Annotated in this window: 14 protein-coding genes; 5 read left to right on the forward strand and 9 right to left on the reverse strand. The window is 43.7% G+C overall.

From position 1 onward, the window contains the following. Positions 1–16: 16 nt before the first annotated feature. Positions 17–637, reverse strand: coding sequence for an arylesterase (locus tag HC752_RS19050; RefSeq protein ID WP_190336785.1), 621 nt, complete (start codon positions 635–637; stop codon positions 17–19). Here HC752_RS19050 and HC752_RS19055 point away from each other — a divergent pair. The 3 genes from HC752_RS19055 to HC752_RS19065 all read left to right on the forward strand — a co-directional run bounded on the left by HC752_RS19055 (position 636) and on the right by HC752_RS19065 (position 5,530). Then, positions 636–1,310 carry an ABC transporter ATP-binding protein gene (locus tag HC752_RS19055; RefSeq protein ID WP_190336786.1) on the forward strand — a complete coding sequence of 225 codons (675 nt, stop codon included), beginning with the start codon at positions 636–638 and terminating at the stop codon, positions 1,308–1,310. The two genes, HC752_RS19050 and HC752_RS19055, sit on opposite strands and share 2 nt — an antisense overlap. Beyond that, positions 1,310–3,781 (forward strand): ABC transporter permease, encoded by a 2,472-nt coding sequence (locus HC752_RS19060; RefSeq protein WP_238930567.1) that lies wholly within the window; start codon positions 1,310–1,312, stop codon positions 3,779–3,781. Before HC752_RS19055 ends, HC752_RS19060 begins: the two co-directional genes overlap by 1 nt. 288 nt (positions 3,782–4,069) lie before the next feature. Beyond that, the gene (locus HC752_RS19065) at positions 4,070–5,530 is read left to right on the forward strand and encodes an FAD-dependent oxidoreductase (RefSeq protein ID WP_190336787.1); all 1,461 of its coding nucleotides are present in this window, start codon (positions 4,070–4,072) and stop codon (positions 5,528–5,530) included. Between the two features lie 125 nt (positions 5,531–5,655). Here HC752_RS19065 and phnE (HC752_RS19070) read toward each other — a convergent pair whose 3' ends face one another. The 8 genes from phnE (HC752_RS19070) to HC752_RS19105 all read right to left on the reverse strand — a co-directional run bounded on the left by phnE (HC752_RS19070) (position 5,656) and on the right by HC752_RS19105 (position 15,044). After that, positions 5,656–6,459, reverse strand: a complete 804-nt coding sequence (gene phnE / locus HC752_RS19070) for a phosphonate ABC transporter, permease protein PhnE (RefSeq protein ID WP_190336788.1) — start codon at positions 6,457–6,459, stop codon at positions 5,656–5,658. Next, on the reverse strand, positions 6,459–7,244 hold the full coding sequence (gene phnE, locus HC752_RS19075; RefSeq protein WP_190336789.1) for a phosphonate ABC transporter, permease protein PhnE: 786 nt from the start codon (positions 7,242–7,244) through the stop codon (positions 6,459–6,461). Before phnE (HC752_RS19075) ends, phnE (HC752_RS19070) begins: the two co-directional genes overlap by 1 nt. Beyond that, positions 7,232–8,002, reverse strand: a complete 771-nt coding sequence (gene phnC / locus HC752_RS19080) for a phosphonate ABC transporter ATP-binding protein (RefSeq protein ID WP_190336790.1) — start codon at positions 8,000–8,002, stop codon at positions 7,232–7,234. Before phnC ends, phnE (HC752_RS19075) begins: the two co-directional genes overlap by 13 nt. A 96-nt stretch (positions 8,003–8,098) precedes the next feature. After that, entirely contained in the window at positions 8,099–9,139 is a 1,041-nt protein-coding gene (gene phnD / locus HC752_RS19085) for a phosphate/phosphite/phosphonate ABC transporter substrate-binding protein (protein ID WP_190336791.1), read from the reverse strand. Between the two features lie 230 nt (positions 9,140–9,369). After that, complete coding sequence (locus HC752_RS19090) at positions 9,370–10,581, reverse strand: glycerophosphodiester phosphodiesterase family protein (protein WP_190336792.1); 1,212 nt, start codon at positions 10,579–10,581, stop codon at positions 9,370–9,372. Between the two features lie 187 nt (positions 10,582–10,768). Beyond that, entirely contained in the window at positions 10,769–12,121 is a 1,353-nt protein-coding gene (locus HC752_RS19095; protein WP_190336793.1) for a sigma-54-dependent transcriptional regulator, read from the reverse strand. 1 nt (position 12,122) lies between these two features. Further along, positions 12,123–13,994, reverse strand: a complete 1,872-nt coding sequence (locus HC752_RS19100; protein ID WP_190336794.1) for an ATP-binding protein — start codon at positions 13,992–13,994, stop codon at positions 12,123–12,125. Positions 13,995–14,132: 138 nt separating this feature from the next. After that, the gene (locus HC752_RS19105) at positions 14,133–15,044 is read right to left on the reverse strand and encodes an endonuclease/exonuclease/phosphatase family protein (RefSeq protein ID WP_238930568.1); all 912 of its coding nucleotides are present in this window, start codon (positions 15,042–15,044) and stop codon (positions 14,133–14,135) included. Between the two features lie 268 nt (positions 15,045–15,312). On the opposite strand from HC752_RS19105, the gene nrdD reads away from it, so the two are divergent. Together nrdD and nrdG are read left to right on the forward strand one after the other, a co-directional pair. Next, the gene (gene nrdD, locus HC752_RS19110) at positions 15,313–17,433 is read left to right on the forward strand and encodes an anaerobic ribonucleoside-triphosphate reductase (RefSeq protein WP_190336795.1); all 2,121 of its coding nucleotides are present in this window, start codon (positions 15,313–15,315) and stop codon (positions 17,431–17,433) included. Then, positions 17,433–17,900 (forward strand): anaerobic ribonucleoside-triphosphate reductase-activating protein, encoded by a 468-nt coding sequence (gene nrdG, locus HC752_RS19115; protein WP_190336796.1) that lies wholly within the window; start codon positions 17,433–17,435, stop codon positions 17,898–17,900. The genes nrdD and nrdG overlap by 1 nt, the downstream gene beginning before the upstream one ends. The last annotated feature ends 114 nt before the right edge of the window (positions 17,901–18,014 follow it).

Genomic DNA, 18,014 nt, shown 5'->3' on the forward strand with positions numbered 1-18,014 from the left:
GAGCTAGGACAGCAAACTATTCGATTGTGGTGTCATTTTTTAGAAAAGGTGCAATTTCTTGTGCTACAAAGTCGGAAATCCAGGGTTGTGCCTCCGGTTTCGGGTGCAGGCCGTCACTCATCATCCATTCCGGTTTCAAGATCACTTGCTCTAAAAAGAAAGGGATCAACGGAATTTTATACTCAAGAGCGAGGTCTTCATAGATAGCTGCAAACATAGTGCTATAACGCATGCCATAATTGGGAGGAACTCGAATTTGCATGAGTAATGCTTTTGCACCAGATTGTTCAGTGATTTCAATTAGCTTTTTCAGGTTCTTAGTGATCGTTTTAGGGGGGAAACCCCGTAAACCATCGTTAGCTCCGAGTTCTATTAAAACCCAATTAGGGGAGTGTTCGTCCAATAGACCGGGTAGTTTGGCAAGTCCATTTCCGCTTGTGTCGCCAGAAACGCTGCTGTTAACGACAGTGATATTGAGATTGTGTTTACTCAGTGAATGGGATAGTAAAGAGGGCCAGCTTTGTTCTGCCTTCATTTGATAGCCCGCACTCAAACTATCGCCCAAAATAAGCAAAGTCTGACTAAACGTCGTATTAGAAAATACCACACATAATAAGATCGAAAGGAAACGCAACATGCCATCATCCGTTATAAGAGCTGAATCAGTTTCTAAACAAGTTACTACTAATCAAGAACATTTAACAATCCTTGAAAACGTAAATTTAGACATTAGTGACGGCGAAAGCGTCGCCATCGTAGGGACATCTGGTGCAGGAAAGTCAACCTTAATGACACTACTCGCTGGTTTAGATACACCAACTGGAGGAGAAATTACGCTCCTTGATCGGCCGCTTTCGAAACTGGACGATGAAGCTCGTGCGGCACTTCGTAGCGAAATGGTGGGCTTTGTTTTTCAAAGTTTTCTACTGATACCAAGTTTGACAGCGCTAGAGAATGTCACCTTGCCTTGCTTACTAAAAGGAGAAGATGAGGATATTGCCCGAGCTCGATCATTATTAGAATCTGTCGGATTGAGCCACCGAGAAAATCATCTACCTACTCAGCTTTCGGGCGGAGAACAGCAGCGTGTTGCTTTGGCTAGAGCGTTCATGATCAAGCCTAAAATTCTGTTTGCCGATGAACCGACTGGAAACCTCGATCAACATACCGCGGCCAACATTATCGAGCGGCTGTTTGATATGAATAAACAACATGGCACAACATTAGTGCTTGTTACACACGACCCTGAACTTGCGAAGCGCTGCGATCGAACATTCCACATGCAAGCAGGTCACTTGGAGGTGGCATAATGGAAGAAGTGCAGACTCCCATTACCACGCCTAGGTTCAAAATGCCTAATCGTCAGCTACTTCGCTGGAGCATTAGAGAAATCAAGCAGGGTCAGCTTTGGGCTATTTCAGCCGCGTTGACGTTAATTATTGCCTGTATTTTTGCCCTCAGTGCGCTGGCGGATAGGATGGAGCAAGTTATCGTAAAACAGGGAAAAGATGCGCTAACAGCCGATTCTGTATATGTATCTGCCAATCCGATCCCTGAATCTTTATTGGAAAAAGTGACCGAACAAAACCTACAAACCACCCAGTTAACACGATTTGCGACGATGGCATTTAGCGAAGAAGAGATGCAGCTGGTTATGGTTAAAGCGGTTGGCGATGACTACCCATTGCGTGGCGAACTGATTTTAACGGGGGAAAGCGGTGTTCGTTCTTCTGTTCGTGCGGGTGAGTTATGGATAGAACCACGGGTACGGGATCAGCTTCGAATTAAGCTGGGTGACGTTGTCACGATAGGGGATGCAGACTTGAAGGTCTCCGGCGTTATTACTGAAGAACCTGGATTATCGTTTAATCCGTTTCAGCAAATGCCATCTGTGATGATCAATTCTGCCGATATTGATAAAACTGGCGCGTTACAGGTTGGAAGCCGCGTTCAATTTCGGCTTTTTCTTAACGGTAATTCAACCGCCATTCAGAAAATTATTGATGAAACAGAATTGACTCCTAGTGATCGGTGGCTGACAGAAGATTCTCAGAGCCGAACTTCGGATGTTTTTACTCGGACAAAACAATATCTATCGTTGACGGTCGCCATTGTGATTCTCATGGCGGCAACGACGCTCGTATTGACCTGCCAACACTATGTAGCAAATCGACGCCAAACCATTGCGATGCTCAAAAGTATAGGCGCAAGCAAAAACTGGATAGCGCGTTGGTTGTGGGTTCAGTTAGGTGTGTTGTTTGCCATTGGAATCACTTTTGGCATTGGCATTGGTATTGGTTTGGAGGGGCTGCTTCGTTTGCCAATGGGGGATTTGCTTCCCGATCCATTACCTTCATATGGGGCGGCACCATACCTTTATTCCGTTGTAACATGCATTCTGATCAGTGCGCCTGCGCTCGGCATTCCGCTATTGCATTTACTGAATACACCTGCACTGAATGTGATGCAGGAATCTTCTCGGTCAATCAGTAAAAAGTCGTTGTTGTTACTGCTCGTCCCGATGATCCCAATGCTAATCGTGTACGGCAGTAACTTAATGGTGTGGATGGTGCTAGTGGGTATTGCTGTGCTGTTTGTATTGCTCGGACTGGTTAGTACATCGATAACACGGCTCGTTGCGAAATTACCAATGAACACCACAATGAAGCTTGCGGTTAGCCGACTTAACCGAACAAGAGTTGCAAGCGGCGTGCAGCTTTCAGCCTTGGCGCTGTCTTTAATGTTGCTTTCGATCATCTGGCTAGTGAGAACGGATTTACTCAGCGATTGGCAACAAACGCTGCCTGAAGATGCGCCAAATGTATTTGCGTTAAACATCGCAGCTACAGAAGTTAAGGATTATCTTGAAACGCTTGATGCGAATGTCCAAGAAAGGTCTGAGGCCTACCCGATAATACGCGGACGCATAAGTACCATTAATACTGTACCCGCGAAAGATTATGTACTAAGCAGAAAAGGTTCCGAAGAAGAAACGGATGCTCTGAGCCGAGAGTTAAACTTTACGTGGGCAGAGAACATTCCTGAACACAACCAATTAGTAGAAGGAAGTTGGGTAGGTAAGGGCTCGGTTTCTGTCGAACAAGAAGTGATGACTGAACTGGGGCTTGAACTTGGAGATACGATCAGCTTCGTCATTAATGGTGTTACGGTAGCAGCAAATGTGGATTCTGTTCGTCACGTTGAGTGGCGAGAGATGAAAGCGAACTTTTACTTCATATTTTCACCGGACGTATTGGCAAGCATCCCATCAACTTATCTAGTGAGCTTTCGAATTGAAGAAGAAAATAAACCCTTCCTGACCAAGCTTTCTCGCCAGTTCCCAACAGTTAGTGTGATGGATATCAGCGTAATGGGTGCAAAAATCCAGGAACTGTTGAGTCAAATCGTATGGGCGATTACGGTTCTCGCTGGTCTCGGTGTTCTGGCCGGATTAATGCTGATATTTACGCTTCTTAGGTTGAGTCTTTCACAACGGCAGCAAGAAATACGGTTGTATCGAACTTTGGGCGCCTCAAAGAAACGAATTTCTAATACCCTGTGGTGTGAATTTGGTTTGATGGCGATTACCGCTGGAGTCATTGCAAGCTTTGGCGCTGAAGCGAGTGTTGCAAGCCTGATGAAGTGGGGTTTTGAATTAACACCTAATGCACATCCATGGCTATGGATTCTTCTGCCATTGCTTAGCTTTGTGACACTGGGTTTGGTTCTTAACACGTTGATAAAGCGGTTGTTAATCCCAGTGAATAAGGGCTCATATTGAACGCCTGTGAATAATTAACGGTGACTTATCCACAAAAACGGTGGATAAATATTGGGATAACTCTGGGCGAATAATCTGTGAGTATTCGCCCAAGCCAATGGCTAAGGAACCTCAACGCCTTTTGTTATGCACAAATCTGAAATGTGTTTAATTTAGGGCAATATGGTCAAGTTTTTTTTAAGTTTTTTTTGATCGTTCGTTATAACGAAAAGGTACAAGAAAAATGTGATTTTCTTCAAATCAATATCTGAGTAAAATGCTTGGGTAATTGGAAAGCGTATTAAAGACATGACCCTAAAAAAAAATAAAGAGCCGAAAACATTAAGTGTTGGAATCATTGGTGGTGGCATCGCGGGTTCGACCGCTGCCCTCAAATTTTCAGAATTAGGTTTGGACGTAACTCTGTTTGAAAAACGTAATAGTTTGGTTAATGGCCCCCCCATTTGCCATCTTCATGCCGGTGGTAACTTGTATCGTGAAATCTCCGAAACTCAATGTGCCGATTTACTGCGTCAATCTATCGATACCATAAAGCTTTTTCCTCACACTATTAATATTAGACCCACGGTGATCGTTATCCCTAAAAAGGATACTGGGAGAACGGACGAAATCCTCCCACGTCTCAATTTTCTTCAACAGTATTATCAATCCTTGGTTGAAAGCGATGAATCCAACTGCGTTTTGGGTGATCCTCAACACTACTATTTCACCTACGAAAAAGATCAACTAATGGCGTTGCGTGAAAGGGAGCAGCCAAAACAACCTTCTACATTCGATGATTGGATGATTCCCTTTGCTCGGCATACGGACCTAGACAAAATCAAGTACCCAGTGGTGGTTGTACAGGAATTTGGTTGGAGTATTTTTAGGCTTTCTTCAACGCTTGATTTGGCTTTGGCGAGTAAAACCAACTGCAACTTGCACATGGAAACGGAAGTCGAGAAAGTGGAAAGAAGTCAAGCGGGGTGGTGTGTATCATTTTCACACTTGGGAGAGGATAACACGCAATTTAAGTACGTAGACTACCTCGTTAATGCCAGTGGTTTTGAAACAGGGACAGTCGATGACTGGGCACAGCGTCCAAAGCAAAGATTTGTTGAATTTAAAGCCGCCTACGTAACACGTTGGGATGAATGCGATCAACAATGGCCAGAAGTCATATTTCACGGGCAACGCGGAACCCCAAATGGAATGGCTCAGCTTACACCGTATGCTAATGGGGTGTTCCAGCTCCACGGGATGACGGAAGACATTACGCTATTTCGCGATGGATTGGTTACGAGTACAGAGAAAAGCTCCCAGCCCAAATTGCCTAGTCACTTACTTTCAAAAATCGACGCGGGGTGGTCAGAGGAAGAACAATTAGAGCGTACGAATCGTGCCATTGAACATATGTCTCAATTTATTCCTTCGTTTGCTACTGCGAAAATGGCAAGCAAACCTCTGTACGGGGCTCAGCAAATTCCTGGGGAAGACTCCACATTAAGAGCATCAGACATTTCATTAGAAGGGGTTAACTATGCTCGAATGGAAATTGTGAAGGCGTCATCGGCGATAGAGGCATCGGAACAGATAGCCGCACATATGCATTCTCAGCAGATGATATCCGACACACAACTGCTTCAGCCTTATGAGGCTTTGAATGGTGTCCAAGAATCGGATGTTGTCGTCAGGGCGGTAGACTTGGCGACACAAAGAGGTTACCCAAAAGAGCTCGCGTTAATCGCAGGAGTGGCGAAACCGATTTGACGGTCGCTATCTTCTATTTGAGCACGGTTGGATGTGCGTGAATGTAAAAAAAGCTCAGAAATATAAAGCCCAGAATACTATTCTGGGCTTTTGGGTTTGTTGCGTTTCCGCTTTATTTATCGCTATTAGATAAGTTTTTTTCGGATCTGTATGACCAAAGCTTCAGCCAATACCACCACGACAAAGATACTTAATAGAATCACCGACACTTTTTGCCATTCGAATAGGTTCATGGCATCGCTTAGCAATACACCAACACCACCGGCTCCCACCAAACCAAGAACAGCGGACTCTCGAACGTTAATATCCCAGCGGAAAAGCACAATGGAATAAAACGCCGGCATAATTTGAGGCCAATATCCTTTAAGCAAAATACTCGTCGTTGAAGCACCCGTCGCTCTTAGTGCTTCAATTGTACCCATGTTGACTTCCGTCATCGCTTCGGCAAGTAGTTTACCAACAAAACCGATACTTCGAATGGCGATGGCCATAATGCCTGCAATAACGCCCGGACCAAAAAATGCGATGAACAACAGAGCCCAAACTAAAGAGTTAATGGAGCGAGATGACACGAGAAAGAACTGTGCTATCCAATTAACGGTTTTATTCGGTGTTATGTTAGGCGCATTCAATAACGCTAAAGGTACTGCAAAAAGTAATGTGAACAGTGTCCCCAGTGTTGCAATATGCAGCGTTTCGATGAGTGCATCATGAACACTTTCTGGGTAGAAGCCATACTGAAGCGGCACCATGCGCTTAAACATATCCGCGAATTGGGCTGGGGCATCGTATAAAAACTCAGGAATGACCTCGACCGTTTGCCAAGACCAAACCAGCGCCATAACGAAACACAAATACGCGGTATAGCGCATCAGTTTTTCTGATGTCGTAAATCGTTCCCAATGATGATCAATATTCGCAGTCGTCATCAGAAAATCCTCCGAACGATGTTAGATAGGAATTCACCGATTAATATCAGCGTAATGATGGTAATTAGAATCGCAGCCACAAAGTCATAATCGAACCTTTGGAATGCAGAAAAGAGTGTGCCACCCAGTCCACCAGCCCCAACGATTCCAACCATTGTTGAGTTACGCAAATTGGAATCCAATTGATAGCTTGAAAACCCGATAAAACGGGAAAACACTTGAGGCATTACTGCAAATAAGACGACACTGATAAAACTTGCTCCGGTAGCTCGGATCGCTTCAACTTGCTTGAAAGAAATTTCCTCAATGGCCTCAGCGAAAAGCTTCGCAATGAATCCAATGGAAGCAACCACCAGCGTAAGAATGCCCGCTAGTGCACCAAACCCGACCGCTTTAACGAATAATATTGCAATGATGACGGGGTGAAATGAACGGCAAAGAGCAATTAAACCTCGTACTGGCATATTGATGATCAAAGGCATCATGTTTCGAGCGGCAAGCAGTCCCAAAACTAGCGATATAACGATGCCAAAAAAGCTGGAAATGATCGCTATTTGCAAGCTTTCTGCAAGTCCATCAAGAAGCAAATTCCTTCTTGAGAAATCGGGTGGAAACATTCGTGAGAGCAGACGTTCGCTCTCTCCAAAACCTATGATGATTCGATCGAAACTCAATCCTAATGAAGAGAAGCTGTATACCAAATACATGACCACACCAATCCAAATGAGCTTACTTGACCAGTGAGCCTTAAAAGGATTTTGTTGATTTGCAGTTAATCCAGCCATGATTCGCCTCCGTAGATGACTTTTAGGTCATCCTCGGTAATACGATTTGGGTGTCCATCATAATGGACAGAGCCACCACACATGCCGATGATTCGTTTCGCAAAACGTTTAGCAAGATTCACGTCATGAATGTTAACCAAGACGGGGATTTGGTTCTTTTCGGCCAGTTGTTCCATTAGCTCCATGATCTCAACTGCCGTTTTAGGGTCGAGCGAGGAGGTGGGTTCGTCTGCGAGCAAGATATAAGGATCTTGCATGACAGCGCGAGCAATGCCTACACGCTGTCTTTGACCGCCAGACAAGCTATCCGCTCTTTGATTCGCGAAGTCAGATAAACCCACGAAATTGAGCAATTCAAACGCTTTATTGATATCGACTTGTGAATAGTTGCGGCGCCACGCATTCCAAGCACTCATGTAACCAAGACGACCAGTAAGCACATTTTCTATTACTGTTAGCCGTTCAACCAGATTGTATTCCTGAAATACCATCCCAATGTGACGGCGTAACATTCTAAGTGGTGTGCCGTGTAATTTCGTTAAGTCTTCGCCATTAAAGAGAATTTCACCGGATGTGGGATCGTTTAATCGATTAATGCAACGGAGAAGGGTGCTTTTCCCTGTGCCTGAAGGACCAATGATCGCAACGATACCCGGCTCTTGAATATCGATGTCTATGCCTTTAAGAATCGGTTTTCCTGGGACGTAAGAATGCTCTAATTGATTGATGGCAATGCCACGAAGACGAGTACTTGTCATCGAATTTTCCTTGTATTCAAAAAAGCCTATGCCCTACCCATAGAAGGGCATAGGAAAATAATGAGTGGTTAAGTTGGATTTATTGTCTAGAAGGTATTATTGATTCTTTGCTTGTTTAGCGAGTTCATCCGCTTTTTTCTTGGCTCGCTTAGCCGCCTCTTTTTCCGCTAGCTTTTTAAGCCCCGTTTTGGTGTAAGCCGTACCTGTAGCGTGTGCAATGTCACGGATAACTGCCCAATCTTCTTTGTAGGTGATGGGAGCAAAGCGATCGGCGCCTTTGAACGTTGCGCTCATTTCTGGCGTAAAACGATAGGTAGAAAATGCTTCTTTGATTTTGGCGACGAGATCGGGGTTGAGATCATGAGAGTAGCCAAAAGCAGAAGTAGGGAATCGGGGACTGCGGTAAATGATTTTAAGCGCACTTTCGTCGACTCGACCCGCCGCAACCATTCGATCATAAACATCAGATGCGACAGGTGCTGCGTCGTAGTCGCCATTAAACACACCGAGGATCGATTGATCGTGTTTACCTGAATAGAGCACTTTATAGTCCTTATCTGGAACTACCCCTTCATTTGGAAAGAGTGCCCTTGGCGCCAAGTTACCAGAGTTTGACGAAGCAGACGTGTGTGCAACGCGCTTACCTTTCAAATCTTCCATGGTGTCGATGCCGCTGTCCTTTCGAACAATCGTGATTAAGTTATAGCCTTGGAATCCGTTCTCGTTACCCTTAACAGCAATCGGAACATAACCTGCGAGGTTGACAGCATAACCTGTTGGACCGGTTGAGAATCCAGCAACGTGTAATCTGCCAGAACGCATGGCTTCTACTTGCGCCGAATTGGAGTGTACCGTGTAGTAGATCACTCGTTTGCCAGTAATCTTACTAAGGTGCGCTTGAAAATCGGCGAACGCATCTTTGTAAATAGCGGGGTCTTCAACGGGGGTATACGTAAAAACCAATGTACTAGGATCGCGCCAGTCGTCTTTGTTTTTGGGTGTATCAGCAACGAGGTCATTATTTTCATCGCAATAACGGTCATCCAAAACACCTCTGTTTTCGCAGGTTTGTGCAAACGCTAATGAAGGCAAAAGCAGGGAGGCAGCAATAAGTAGTCCTTTAGGTGCTAATTTCATCTTGAAACCTTTTTGTTGATTTAATGTAAAGTATCGATCTTATTATTGCTAGGAGCGTGCCATGTTATTTAATCATTAAAAAACAATGAGATATCTGATATTTTTTTCCTAATTTTTACAAATGTGTCACATTTGTCCGTCGTTTTTCGTTCATTTGGGTCAAATGTGTCCAAAGTGTATTGTGGGAGTATTAGAGCCGCGACTTGGCGGCTCAATAAGTTACTATTTTATTAAATTTTCATGCAGTTAGCGTAGTATGTAACGGTGGATGGCCAATCACTGAACACACCTAAAACCCCTACCTTTTGTGCCAAAACGTCTAACATCACCATGGCATCACCATCATTATTGATACTGTCCTTAACACTTTGGTAATACCAACCGCCGCCATCATTTAGCGGCCCAGAGCGTTCTAGGGTCCATGTGATGATATCGAGGCCGGCTTCTTTCGCGAGCTTGGCGTAATCTGAAGGAACAATGCTGCCTTGATTATCCAACGTCACTAGCGCATACATAGGTGGTGCAATAATGTTAACGCCTGAACTGGCTAAAGATTTCATATTGTCCAAGGTCGGCTTGAAGTTTTCGTCGTTGTAGACGCGATCATCTAAGTAAACCGCTTGCTGACCGAACTTAGGTTCGTTTTCTATCCAATACTTAACATCGGCCAAGTTAAACGACTGTACGTAAGCATCTTTTGCTTTTATTCCGCCAGCTTTCAGTTCATCGATGAGTTTTTGTGCATAGTCTTCTTGTGTGAAGCCGTTGTAAGGCATATCAACAGCGGCAGATTTAAGTTCAGGAGTGACTTTTACACCGTGCTCTTTAAACAATGCCACACTTTCTGCGTGTGTCATCAATGTTCCTGATGCAGAGTAGAGATCAGTACGCCAGCCCGGAGTACCATTCATGTACTCTTCTGGCGTTTGCGCCATAGGATTGGCACCATCCATTTTTCCTTTAAGGGTTTTAAATTCCGCCAACGTAAAATCAGACGTGCGGCACTCTGCTTGTGCTTCTTCCCCTGTTTCTAAATTGGCGGGTTTGAAGGGAATGGTGCATTTTTTCGCAAGCTCTGGAATGGCAAGCACGTTGGTTGTGGTATGCAGATCGCTTTGAGAGTGACGGCAAACCAGTTCTTTGTCTTTCGTGAAAGTCACGTCACACTCGAGAACTCCCGCTCCCGTGCGAATGGCGGCTAAATAGGACTCTTTTGTGTGTTCTGGAAACTGCATGGCTGCACCCCGGTGACCGATAGAAAAATCACTGCGATGAAAAGGACCTGCCTCACAAGCTTGCAGCTTTGTTTTTAGTGCGCTTTCATCCATGTTGTCGACAAGATACATAGGGCGGGGACCCAAATCTGCGGTGGCTTTGGCAAAGGTAAACCCTGACGTCAGCCCGAGGCAGATGAGCGTTGTGCCCATTAGTAATTGCTTCATATTATTTTCTCCATTATAGATTGCACTTAATGTGCGAAAGGAGAATTGCAGACAGCATGCCAATAGTTATCTTATTAATAATCAACAACATAGAATATCAGGTGCTTTGTATGGGTCATTTCTGTCCTGCAAATGACCCATAACGTCAAAGTGAAGAAGCGCCTTGACGTTTAATGACCAAACATATTTAAGAACGTCTCAATACCTTAAAACTGTCTTTGTCTAACTGGTGTTTTTTCATTTTACGGTATAGGGTTTTTCGTGGAAGGTTTAATGTTTCCGACACTTGATTAATGTTTCCACTGCTTTCAGAAAGCGCCGTTATCAGTAAATCCTTTTCATACTGATCAATCTGCTCTTCAAATCCCAAAGTTTTCGCGGTTTGGTCTACTTCAATTGGTGCTTCAAGGTCGAATCCATCCCCAACAATTCCGAGTACGAACCGCTCTGCAACATTTTTTAACTCACGTACATTACCGCCCCAAGTATGCTTGTGTAATTGCTGAATATGCTCCGGATACAATGAAGGGGCGCGAGAACTGTATTTTTCACAGGCGTGAAGGACGAAATAACGAAACAAACTTTGTAAGTCTTCTTTACGTTCACGCAGTGGTGGTAAATGAATGCTCGCAATATTTAGCCGATAGAAGAGGTCGCTTCGGAATTGCCCTTGCTCGCTTAATAACGATAAATCGGCTTTGCTAGCCGCAATAATCGTGATATTGACCTTAATGAGCTCATTGCTGCCGACACGTTCAATAACACGCTCTTGAATTACACGAAGCAGCTTTATTTGAATCGTGATAGGCATGGTTTCTATTTCATCAAGGAAAAGGGTGCCTCCATTAGCTTGCTCAATCTTGCCTATTCGCTTGCGATTTGCGCTTGTGAAAGATCCCGCCTCATGGCCAAAAAGCTCGCTCTCAATGATACTTTCACTCATTCCACCACAGTTAATGGCGATAAAAGGTTTCGATTTGCGCTTACTGAATTGGTGTAATGCGCGCGCTATCACTTCTTTCCCAGTTCCTGTTTCACCATTGATAATGGTATCGACGTTTGATTTAGCGAGTGCTAAGACTTGCGTGCGAATCTTTTCCATCTTATTGGAGTCGCCAATAATGACATCTTCTATGCTGGTGCTGGTTGGCATGGGGTGCTTTTCAAGCTGCATGAGCCGAGTCTGACAAGCCATTGTTAACTTTTCGGTTAACAGTTCTGGTTCTAGTGGTTTCTCTAAGAAATCAAAAGCACCATTTTTCATGGCCTCTATTGCCATCGGAATATCCCCATGACCGCTCATTAAGATCACAGGGACACCGGGTGCTCGATTATGAATAGCACTCAGTAGGCATAAACCGTCGATAGACGGCATTTTCACATCACACAACACAGCGAGGTTGCTTTCTGGTTTGAGCTGTTTAAGCGCTTTTTCGGGTTCAGTAAACGTGGAAACATCGAACCCTTCCAGTTCGAGCATTTCTCCGACAGCGTCGACGACATCATGTTCGTCATCAATAAGTAAAATTGAATGTTTCATTTTAATCGTTATTTAGTGGGTGTTGTTTGAGGGTTAAGGTGAAGGTTGTACCTTCATGGGCTTTGGATTCCGCTCGAATTGAGCCGCCAAAGTCTTTAATAATGTTATAAGCGATCGACAAACCAAGCCCCAATCCTTTACCTGACGCCTTACTGGTATAGAAAGGATCAAATATACGTTCGATTTCTTCTTCGTTCATGCCCGTCCCGTTGTCTGAAATGACAATTTCTGTGCTGTGATTACTGGTTATTACCGCAATCGATATTGTTGGTTTTGAAACCTTTTCTACCGCGTCTAAGGCATTACCGATAATGTTGACGAACACCTGCTCTAAGCGAATGGTGTTGGCAGACACATAGGTGATTGAGTTGGGCTTAAAAGTGATGATATCGTTCGGATGGCGGCTTTCTAAAAGTTGAATGGCGTCGTTAATCACAGGTTCCAAGTGCACAGACTCTATGTGACCGTCACTTTTTCTTGCAAATGCTCGAAGGTGTCGTGTTATGGCGGCGGTTTTCGATAGAAGTTTCTGGATCTTATCTAAGTTCGTTATCGCTTTTTCAGGGTTATCTTTATCCAACCACAGTTTTGCACTTCTTACATGGCTATTCACCGCGGTCAGAGGTTGGTTAATTTCATGCGTTATACCAACGCTTAATTCTCCAAGAGCCGCTAATTTACCGGCTTGTATTAATTCATCTTGCGTTGAGCGAAGTTTCTTTTCAGCGGCAGCCCGCTCAATAACTTCTTGTTCAAGCCGCCTATTGGTTTGTTCTACTTCGATTGCCGTTTGTTGAAACACTTGGAGATCTTTTGCCATTTCCGTTACTTCATCACCCCCCGAGATGGCGACGGGTGTGGCGAGGTACCCACTCGAAATGGCTTTCATATTAAGCTGAAGTTGCTGAATTCTTTGTAAGATATTTTTCTTTACGTAAAACCAAGATGTGGCAACAGCTGTCGTAATACTGATTAAAGAAAGAAGTACGGCTAACCTTTGATTAGCTGAGAGTGATTGCCGTGCTGAACTGAGTGAACGGTCAATATCAGAATTCACCGTCGCGGTGTAACGCTCAATCTGTACGGCAAGTTGGTGCAGATGCGTATTGCTGTTTTCAAGCAAAAATTGAGCTTGGTAGTGTTTATCAATTAATTCATCTTTGAGGGCAAAGAGCCTTCCTCCGCGAGAGGTAAGCTTATGAAGAACCATTAATCGCTCGTTCAAGTTGGGGTGTTTGATGGGTAAGGAGCTTTCCTGCCATAGTTGCCACCATTTGTTTCCTTGTTCCTCTAACCGAAGAATCGTTTGATCTAATTCGTTGAAACTGGCGTCGTTATACAATTTCTCAGCTAGCCCAGATTGGTAATAAATAAGTGACCGAAAGTGTGCATACTGGATCTCTTGCTTTTCTGCACTGGATAACGAATCGAGAGATCCTACAGCCAATTCCAATAGTGGAAACAACCCATCAAGCAAAGAGTCGAGTTGAGACGACAGCTGATCAGATTGCGCTTCATTTTGATAGAGTAAGCTTAGGCTGTTTCCAATTTGGGTAATGATGTTTTTAAAATAATTGTGGTAGTCGGGAAATTGCGCCATGACATGATTCATTTCAACGATAGCAGCATTGATTTCCTCCATGGCTTGGTTTCTCGAGACGCTGGAATCGGCAGTCCCAAGAAGAGGAGCAGTAGCAATGATCTGACGTACTTTATCGTTGAGCTTTGCGGCGTAATCCAACGCTTTAAGATCATTATTGTTCAAATACTCAAGTCGGGTATTAATATCTGAAAATGTGTAAGAGGAAAGTCCAGATACAATGAGTGTTGTCAAAGACAAAATGGCCATAGCCAATGCTAAGCGCACACCCATACCTTTCCATCGTATTTTCATTGATCGCTAACAGACTGAATAGAATACACCGTTATATAATGACCAGTAACGACGTACTTATTCTAGCTAAGTTATATATTTGTTAATAAAACTAAGCGCTACGTCACTATGATGCCGTTATAACTTAGCCTTTGATACCAGTGGACAATGGTCACTCAGTCGATAATTCAGAACATCATGTTTGGTAAAAGCAACTTGTTTGGCTTGTCGAAGTGCCAGATCTGGGCTTGAGACTATATGGTCAATTAAGTTTCGATACTGATGTGTTTTTGTTGGATTAGAGCGAGATCGGACACGACATTCCGCTTTGGTATTTTTACTGTTCAGAACGATATGATCGTTCACGTTCTTAGTTAAAATTCTCCACAACCAATCGTTAGGGTAGGCGAGGTTATGGTTAAAATCGCCTAAAATGACATAGGATTGATCATTCCTTTGCCTTTCTTTAATCCATGCATTGAGCGACTTGCCTTGTTTGGCTAGTACCTTACAGGATTTCGTGTTCTTTCTTGCAGCAAAACAACCCGATTTCAAATGAATAGACAGTAAGTGAATGGGCTTTCTTGTGGGGGGATAGACAACAATATACGTCGCAAACCTTAATTTATTATATTGAGATGGCGTTAAGTTAATATCGTCACGATTTTGAACGTTGATCCCCTCTGAAACCGCAAAGCCAGTGTATTGGTTAATGTCTTCAAACTGCAAATCTTGGTGTTTGTTCCTAGAGCGTTCGGATAAAAAGTATTGATAACCCGGACCGGTTACCCGCTTCAATGCTTCCTCTGAGTCCACTTCTTGAAACGACATAATATGCCAAGACTGTTCCGATACTTTATCAAATGCCTTGTTCAGCATGTTGAAATCACGGGCCACTCTTTGGCTAGATTCAATTTTTTTGCTGGGGTGGGTGGTCAGCCATTCTAGGTTCCACGTCGAAAAGGCAAACTCTGCACTCGCAGCAGGAAAATGGATAATGACCGTCGGTAAGAAGAAAAAGCGAGCTAAAAGGAACAGAAAGCGTTTCAAAATGAATCTCATTCGTTATTGATCTTCTTCAAGAATAGCGGAATTTGAACAGATAAAGCATGACGTTTGATTCAATTCGAATAAACAATCCAAATGTGGGATCGTATCCACTAAGATCGACTTGATCTTACACGACCGTTTGTTTTTGTTGATTTGGATCAAAACACCTCTGAGGCGCATAACTTCTAATATCCCACCACATGTAGTGCCTTTGAAAATTAAATGCGCATATGTAGTGTTTTTAAACCAGCCAGCGCAGAGGGAAAAAGTGAATACAGTTGTCATTAAAAGGGATGGAGCGAAAGCACCGTTTGATAAGGGACGCATCATAACTGCTGTAAAAAGCGCTTCGAACACTTCAGATGAGGCGCTTTACCGATACGCCGAGCAAGTGGCAAGCGTAGTGTATCGTTCTCTAGAAAATCGGCAAGAAGTGTGTATTCAAGAAATTCAAACTCTGGTTGAAAATGAACTGATGCAGGGGCCTTACAAAGGGTTGGCGCGTTCGTACATCGAATATCGCCACGACCGAGACATAGCGCGTGAAAAGCTCAGTGTTTTGAACAAAGAGATTGAAGGTCTGATTGAACAAAGTAACGCTGAGTTACTCAATGAGAATGCCAATAAAGATGGCAAAGTTATCCCGACACAACGTGACCTTTTGGCGGGCATAGTGGCTAAACATTATGCCAAAACTCACATTTTGCCTCGCGACATCGTTCAAGCTCATGAAGCGGGAGATATTCATTATCACGATCTAGATTACGCGCCATTCTTCCCAATGTTTAACTGTATGTTGATTGATTTAAAAGGCATGCTCACCCATGGCTTTAAAATGGGAAATGCTGAAATCGACACCCCTAAATCGATTTCAACGGCAACTGCAGTCACGGCGCAAATCATCGCACAAGTGGCGAGCCATATTTATGGTGGGACAACCATCAACCGTATCGATGAGGTTTTAGAACCCTACGTATTAGCAAGTTACAATAAGCACTTCTCTATCGCGAAAGAATGGGATATTCGTAACCCTGAATCGTTTGCGAAAGTGCGTACCGAGAAAGAATGCTATGACGCGTTCCAATCGTTAGAGTATGAAGTGAACACGCTCCACACTGCTAATGGGCAGACACCATTCGTGACATTTGGTTTTGGTTTGGGAACCAGTTGGGCATCAAGATTGATCCAACAATCCATCTTAAAAAATCGCCTATCCGGTTTGGGTAAAAATCGCAAAACCGCCGTTTTTCCAAAACTTGTTTTTGCGATTAAAGATGGGCTGAACCACAAAAAGTCCGATCCGAACTACGATATAAAATCGCTCGCATTAGAATGTGCATCGAAACGTATGTATCCAGATATTCTTAACTACGACAAAGTGGTTGAAGTCACTGGTTCCTTCAAAACGCCAATGGGTTGCCGTAGTTTCCTAAATACCTACGAAGAGAAAGGTGAGTTGATTCATGAAGGCAGAAATAACCTAGGGGTTGTCAGTCTTAACCTCCCAAGAATTGCGATTCAAGCCAAAGGGGATGAAGAGGTTTTCTATACATTATTGGAAGAAAAACTCGCGTTAGCTCGCCGTGCTTTAGAAACTCGAATCTCTCGATTGGAGACAGTAAAAGCCAGAGTGGCCCCAATTCTCTATATGGAAGGAGCGTGCGGTGTGCGTTTATCCCCGGACGATTGTGTTGCGTCAATTTTCAAAAATGGCAGAGCGTCAATTTCACTTGGCTATATTGGGATACACGAAACCATGGTGGCATTGTTTGGCGAGTCTGAGCATATGTACGATAACGATACACTTAGATCTAAAGGTCTTAAGGTTGTTGAGTACATGAAAGCACGAGTTCAAACATGGACGGAAGAAACCGGTTACGGCTTCAGTTTATATGGCACGCCAAGTGAGAATTTGTGTAGCCGATTCTGTCAAATCGATACAAAAGAATACGGTGTCATTAAAGGGGTAACCGATAAAGGGTACTACACCAATAGTTTCCATCTGGACGTACAAAAGAAAGTGAACCCATACGACAAAATCGATTTTGAAATGCCGTACCCTGAAATGTCGAGCGGTGGGTTTATTTGCTACGGCGAATTCCCGAACATGCAACGTAATATTGAAGCGTTAGAGAACGTTTGGGATTACAGTTATAGCCGAGTGCCTTATTACGGTACCAATACACCGATTGATGAGTGCTACGATTGCAGTTATACCGGAGAATTTGAGTGCACGAGTAAAGGCTTTATATGCCCAAGTTGCGGCAATCATGATTCTACACGCGTTTCGGTTACGCGCCGAGTGTGTGGCTACTTAGGTAGCCCTGACGCAAGACCGTTTAATTTCGGCAAGCAAGAAGAAGTGAAGCGCAGAGTTAAACACCTCTAATGAACTACCACCAATATCATTCGGTTGATGTCGTCAATGGACCTGGCACAAGATGCACATTATTTGTGTCGGGTTGCGTTCATCAATGTCGTGGGTGCTATAACAAATCAACGTGGTCTTTGTGTTCTGGTTATCCGTTTACGCTCGAACTTGAAAATCAGATTGTTCAGGATTTGATGGACACACGAATCCCAAGAAGGGGGCTCTCGTTATCGGGGGGCGACCCGCTTCATCCTAAAAATGTATCCGATATTTTACGGATCGTTATGCGTGTCAAATCGGAGTGCCCTGATAAAGACATCTGGCTATGGACGGGATACCGAATGAATGAATTAACCCTCGAACAAAAACGAGTGGTTGATCTTATCGATGTTCTAGTTGATGGAAAATTTGAACAGGAACACGCCGACCCTAATTTGGAGTGGCGTGGAAGCGCTAACCAAATCATTCACTATTTAAAGGTGTAAATTTGTCATGACAAACACGTTGAGTTGTTACCTATTAACAATCATAAATTCCTTTCGATTTTTTGTTGTAACAATGTTAACTTGCTTGTCACTGTCGACTACTAAAGGGTTGTG

Source organism: Vibrio sp. S9_S30 (genome assembly GCF_014694455.1).
Classification (GTDB): domain Bacteria; phylum Pseudomonadota; class Gammaproteobacteria; order Enterobacterales; family Vibrionaceae; genus Vibrio.

Bases quoted from the DNA above. Each gene is read 5' to 3' on its own strand.
- HC752_RS19055 (WP_190336786.1), top strand. From the start codon at position 636: ATGCCATCATCCGTTATAAGAGCTGAATCAGTTTCTAAACAAGTTACT.
- HC752_RS19050 (WP_190336785.1), bottom strand. From the start codon at position 637: ATGTTGCGTTTCCTTTCGATCTTATTATGTGTGGTATTTTCTAATACG.
- HC752_RS19060 (WP_238930567.1), top strand. From the start codon at position 1,310: ATGGAAGAAGTGCAGACTCCCATTACCACGCCTAGGTTCAAAATGCCT.
- HC752_RS19065 (WP_190336787.1), top strand. From the start codon at position 4,070: ATGACCCTAAAAAAAAATAAAGAGCCGAAAACATTAAGTGTTGGAATC.
- phnE (WP_190336788.1), bottom strand. From the start codon at position 6,459: ATGACGACTGCGAATATTGATCATCATTGGGAACGATTTACGACATCA.
- phnE (WP_190336789.1), bottom strand. From the start codon at position 7,244: ATGGCTGGATTAACTGCAAATCAACAAAATCCTTTTAAGGCTCACTGG.
- phnC (WP_190336790.1), bottom strand. From the start codon at position 8,002: ATGACAAGTACTCGTCTTCGTGGCATTGCCATCAATCAATTAGAGCAT.
- phnD (WP_190336791.1), bottom strand. From the start codon at position 9,139: ATGAAATTAGCACCTAAAGGACTACTTATTGCTGCCTCCCTGCTTTTG.
- HC752_RS19090 (WP_190336792.1), bottom strand. From the start codon at position 10,581: ATGAAGCAATTACTAATGGGCACAACGCTCATCTGCCTCGGGCTGACG.
- HC752_RS19095 (WP_190336793.1), bottom strand. From the start codon at position 12,121: ATGAAACATTCAATTTTACTTATTGATGACGAACATGATGTCGTCGAC.
- HC752_RS19100 (WP_190336794.1), bottom strand. From the start codon at position 13,994: ATGGGTGTGCGCTTAGCATTGGCTATGGCCATTTTGTCTTTGACAACA.
- nrdG (WP_190336796.1), top strand. From the start codon at position 17,433: ATGAACTACCACCAATATCATTCGGTTGATGTCGTCAATGGACCTGGC.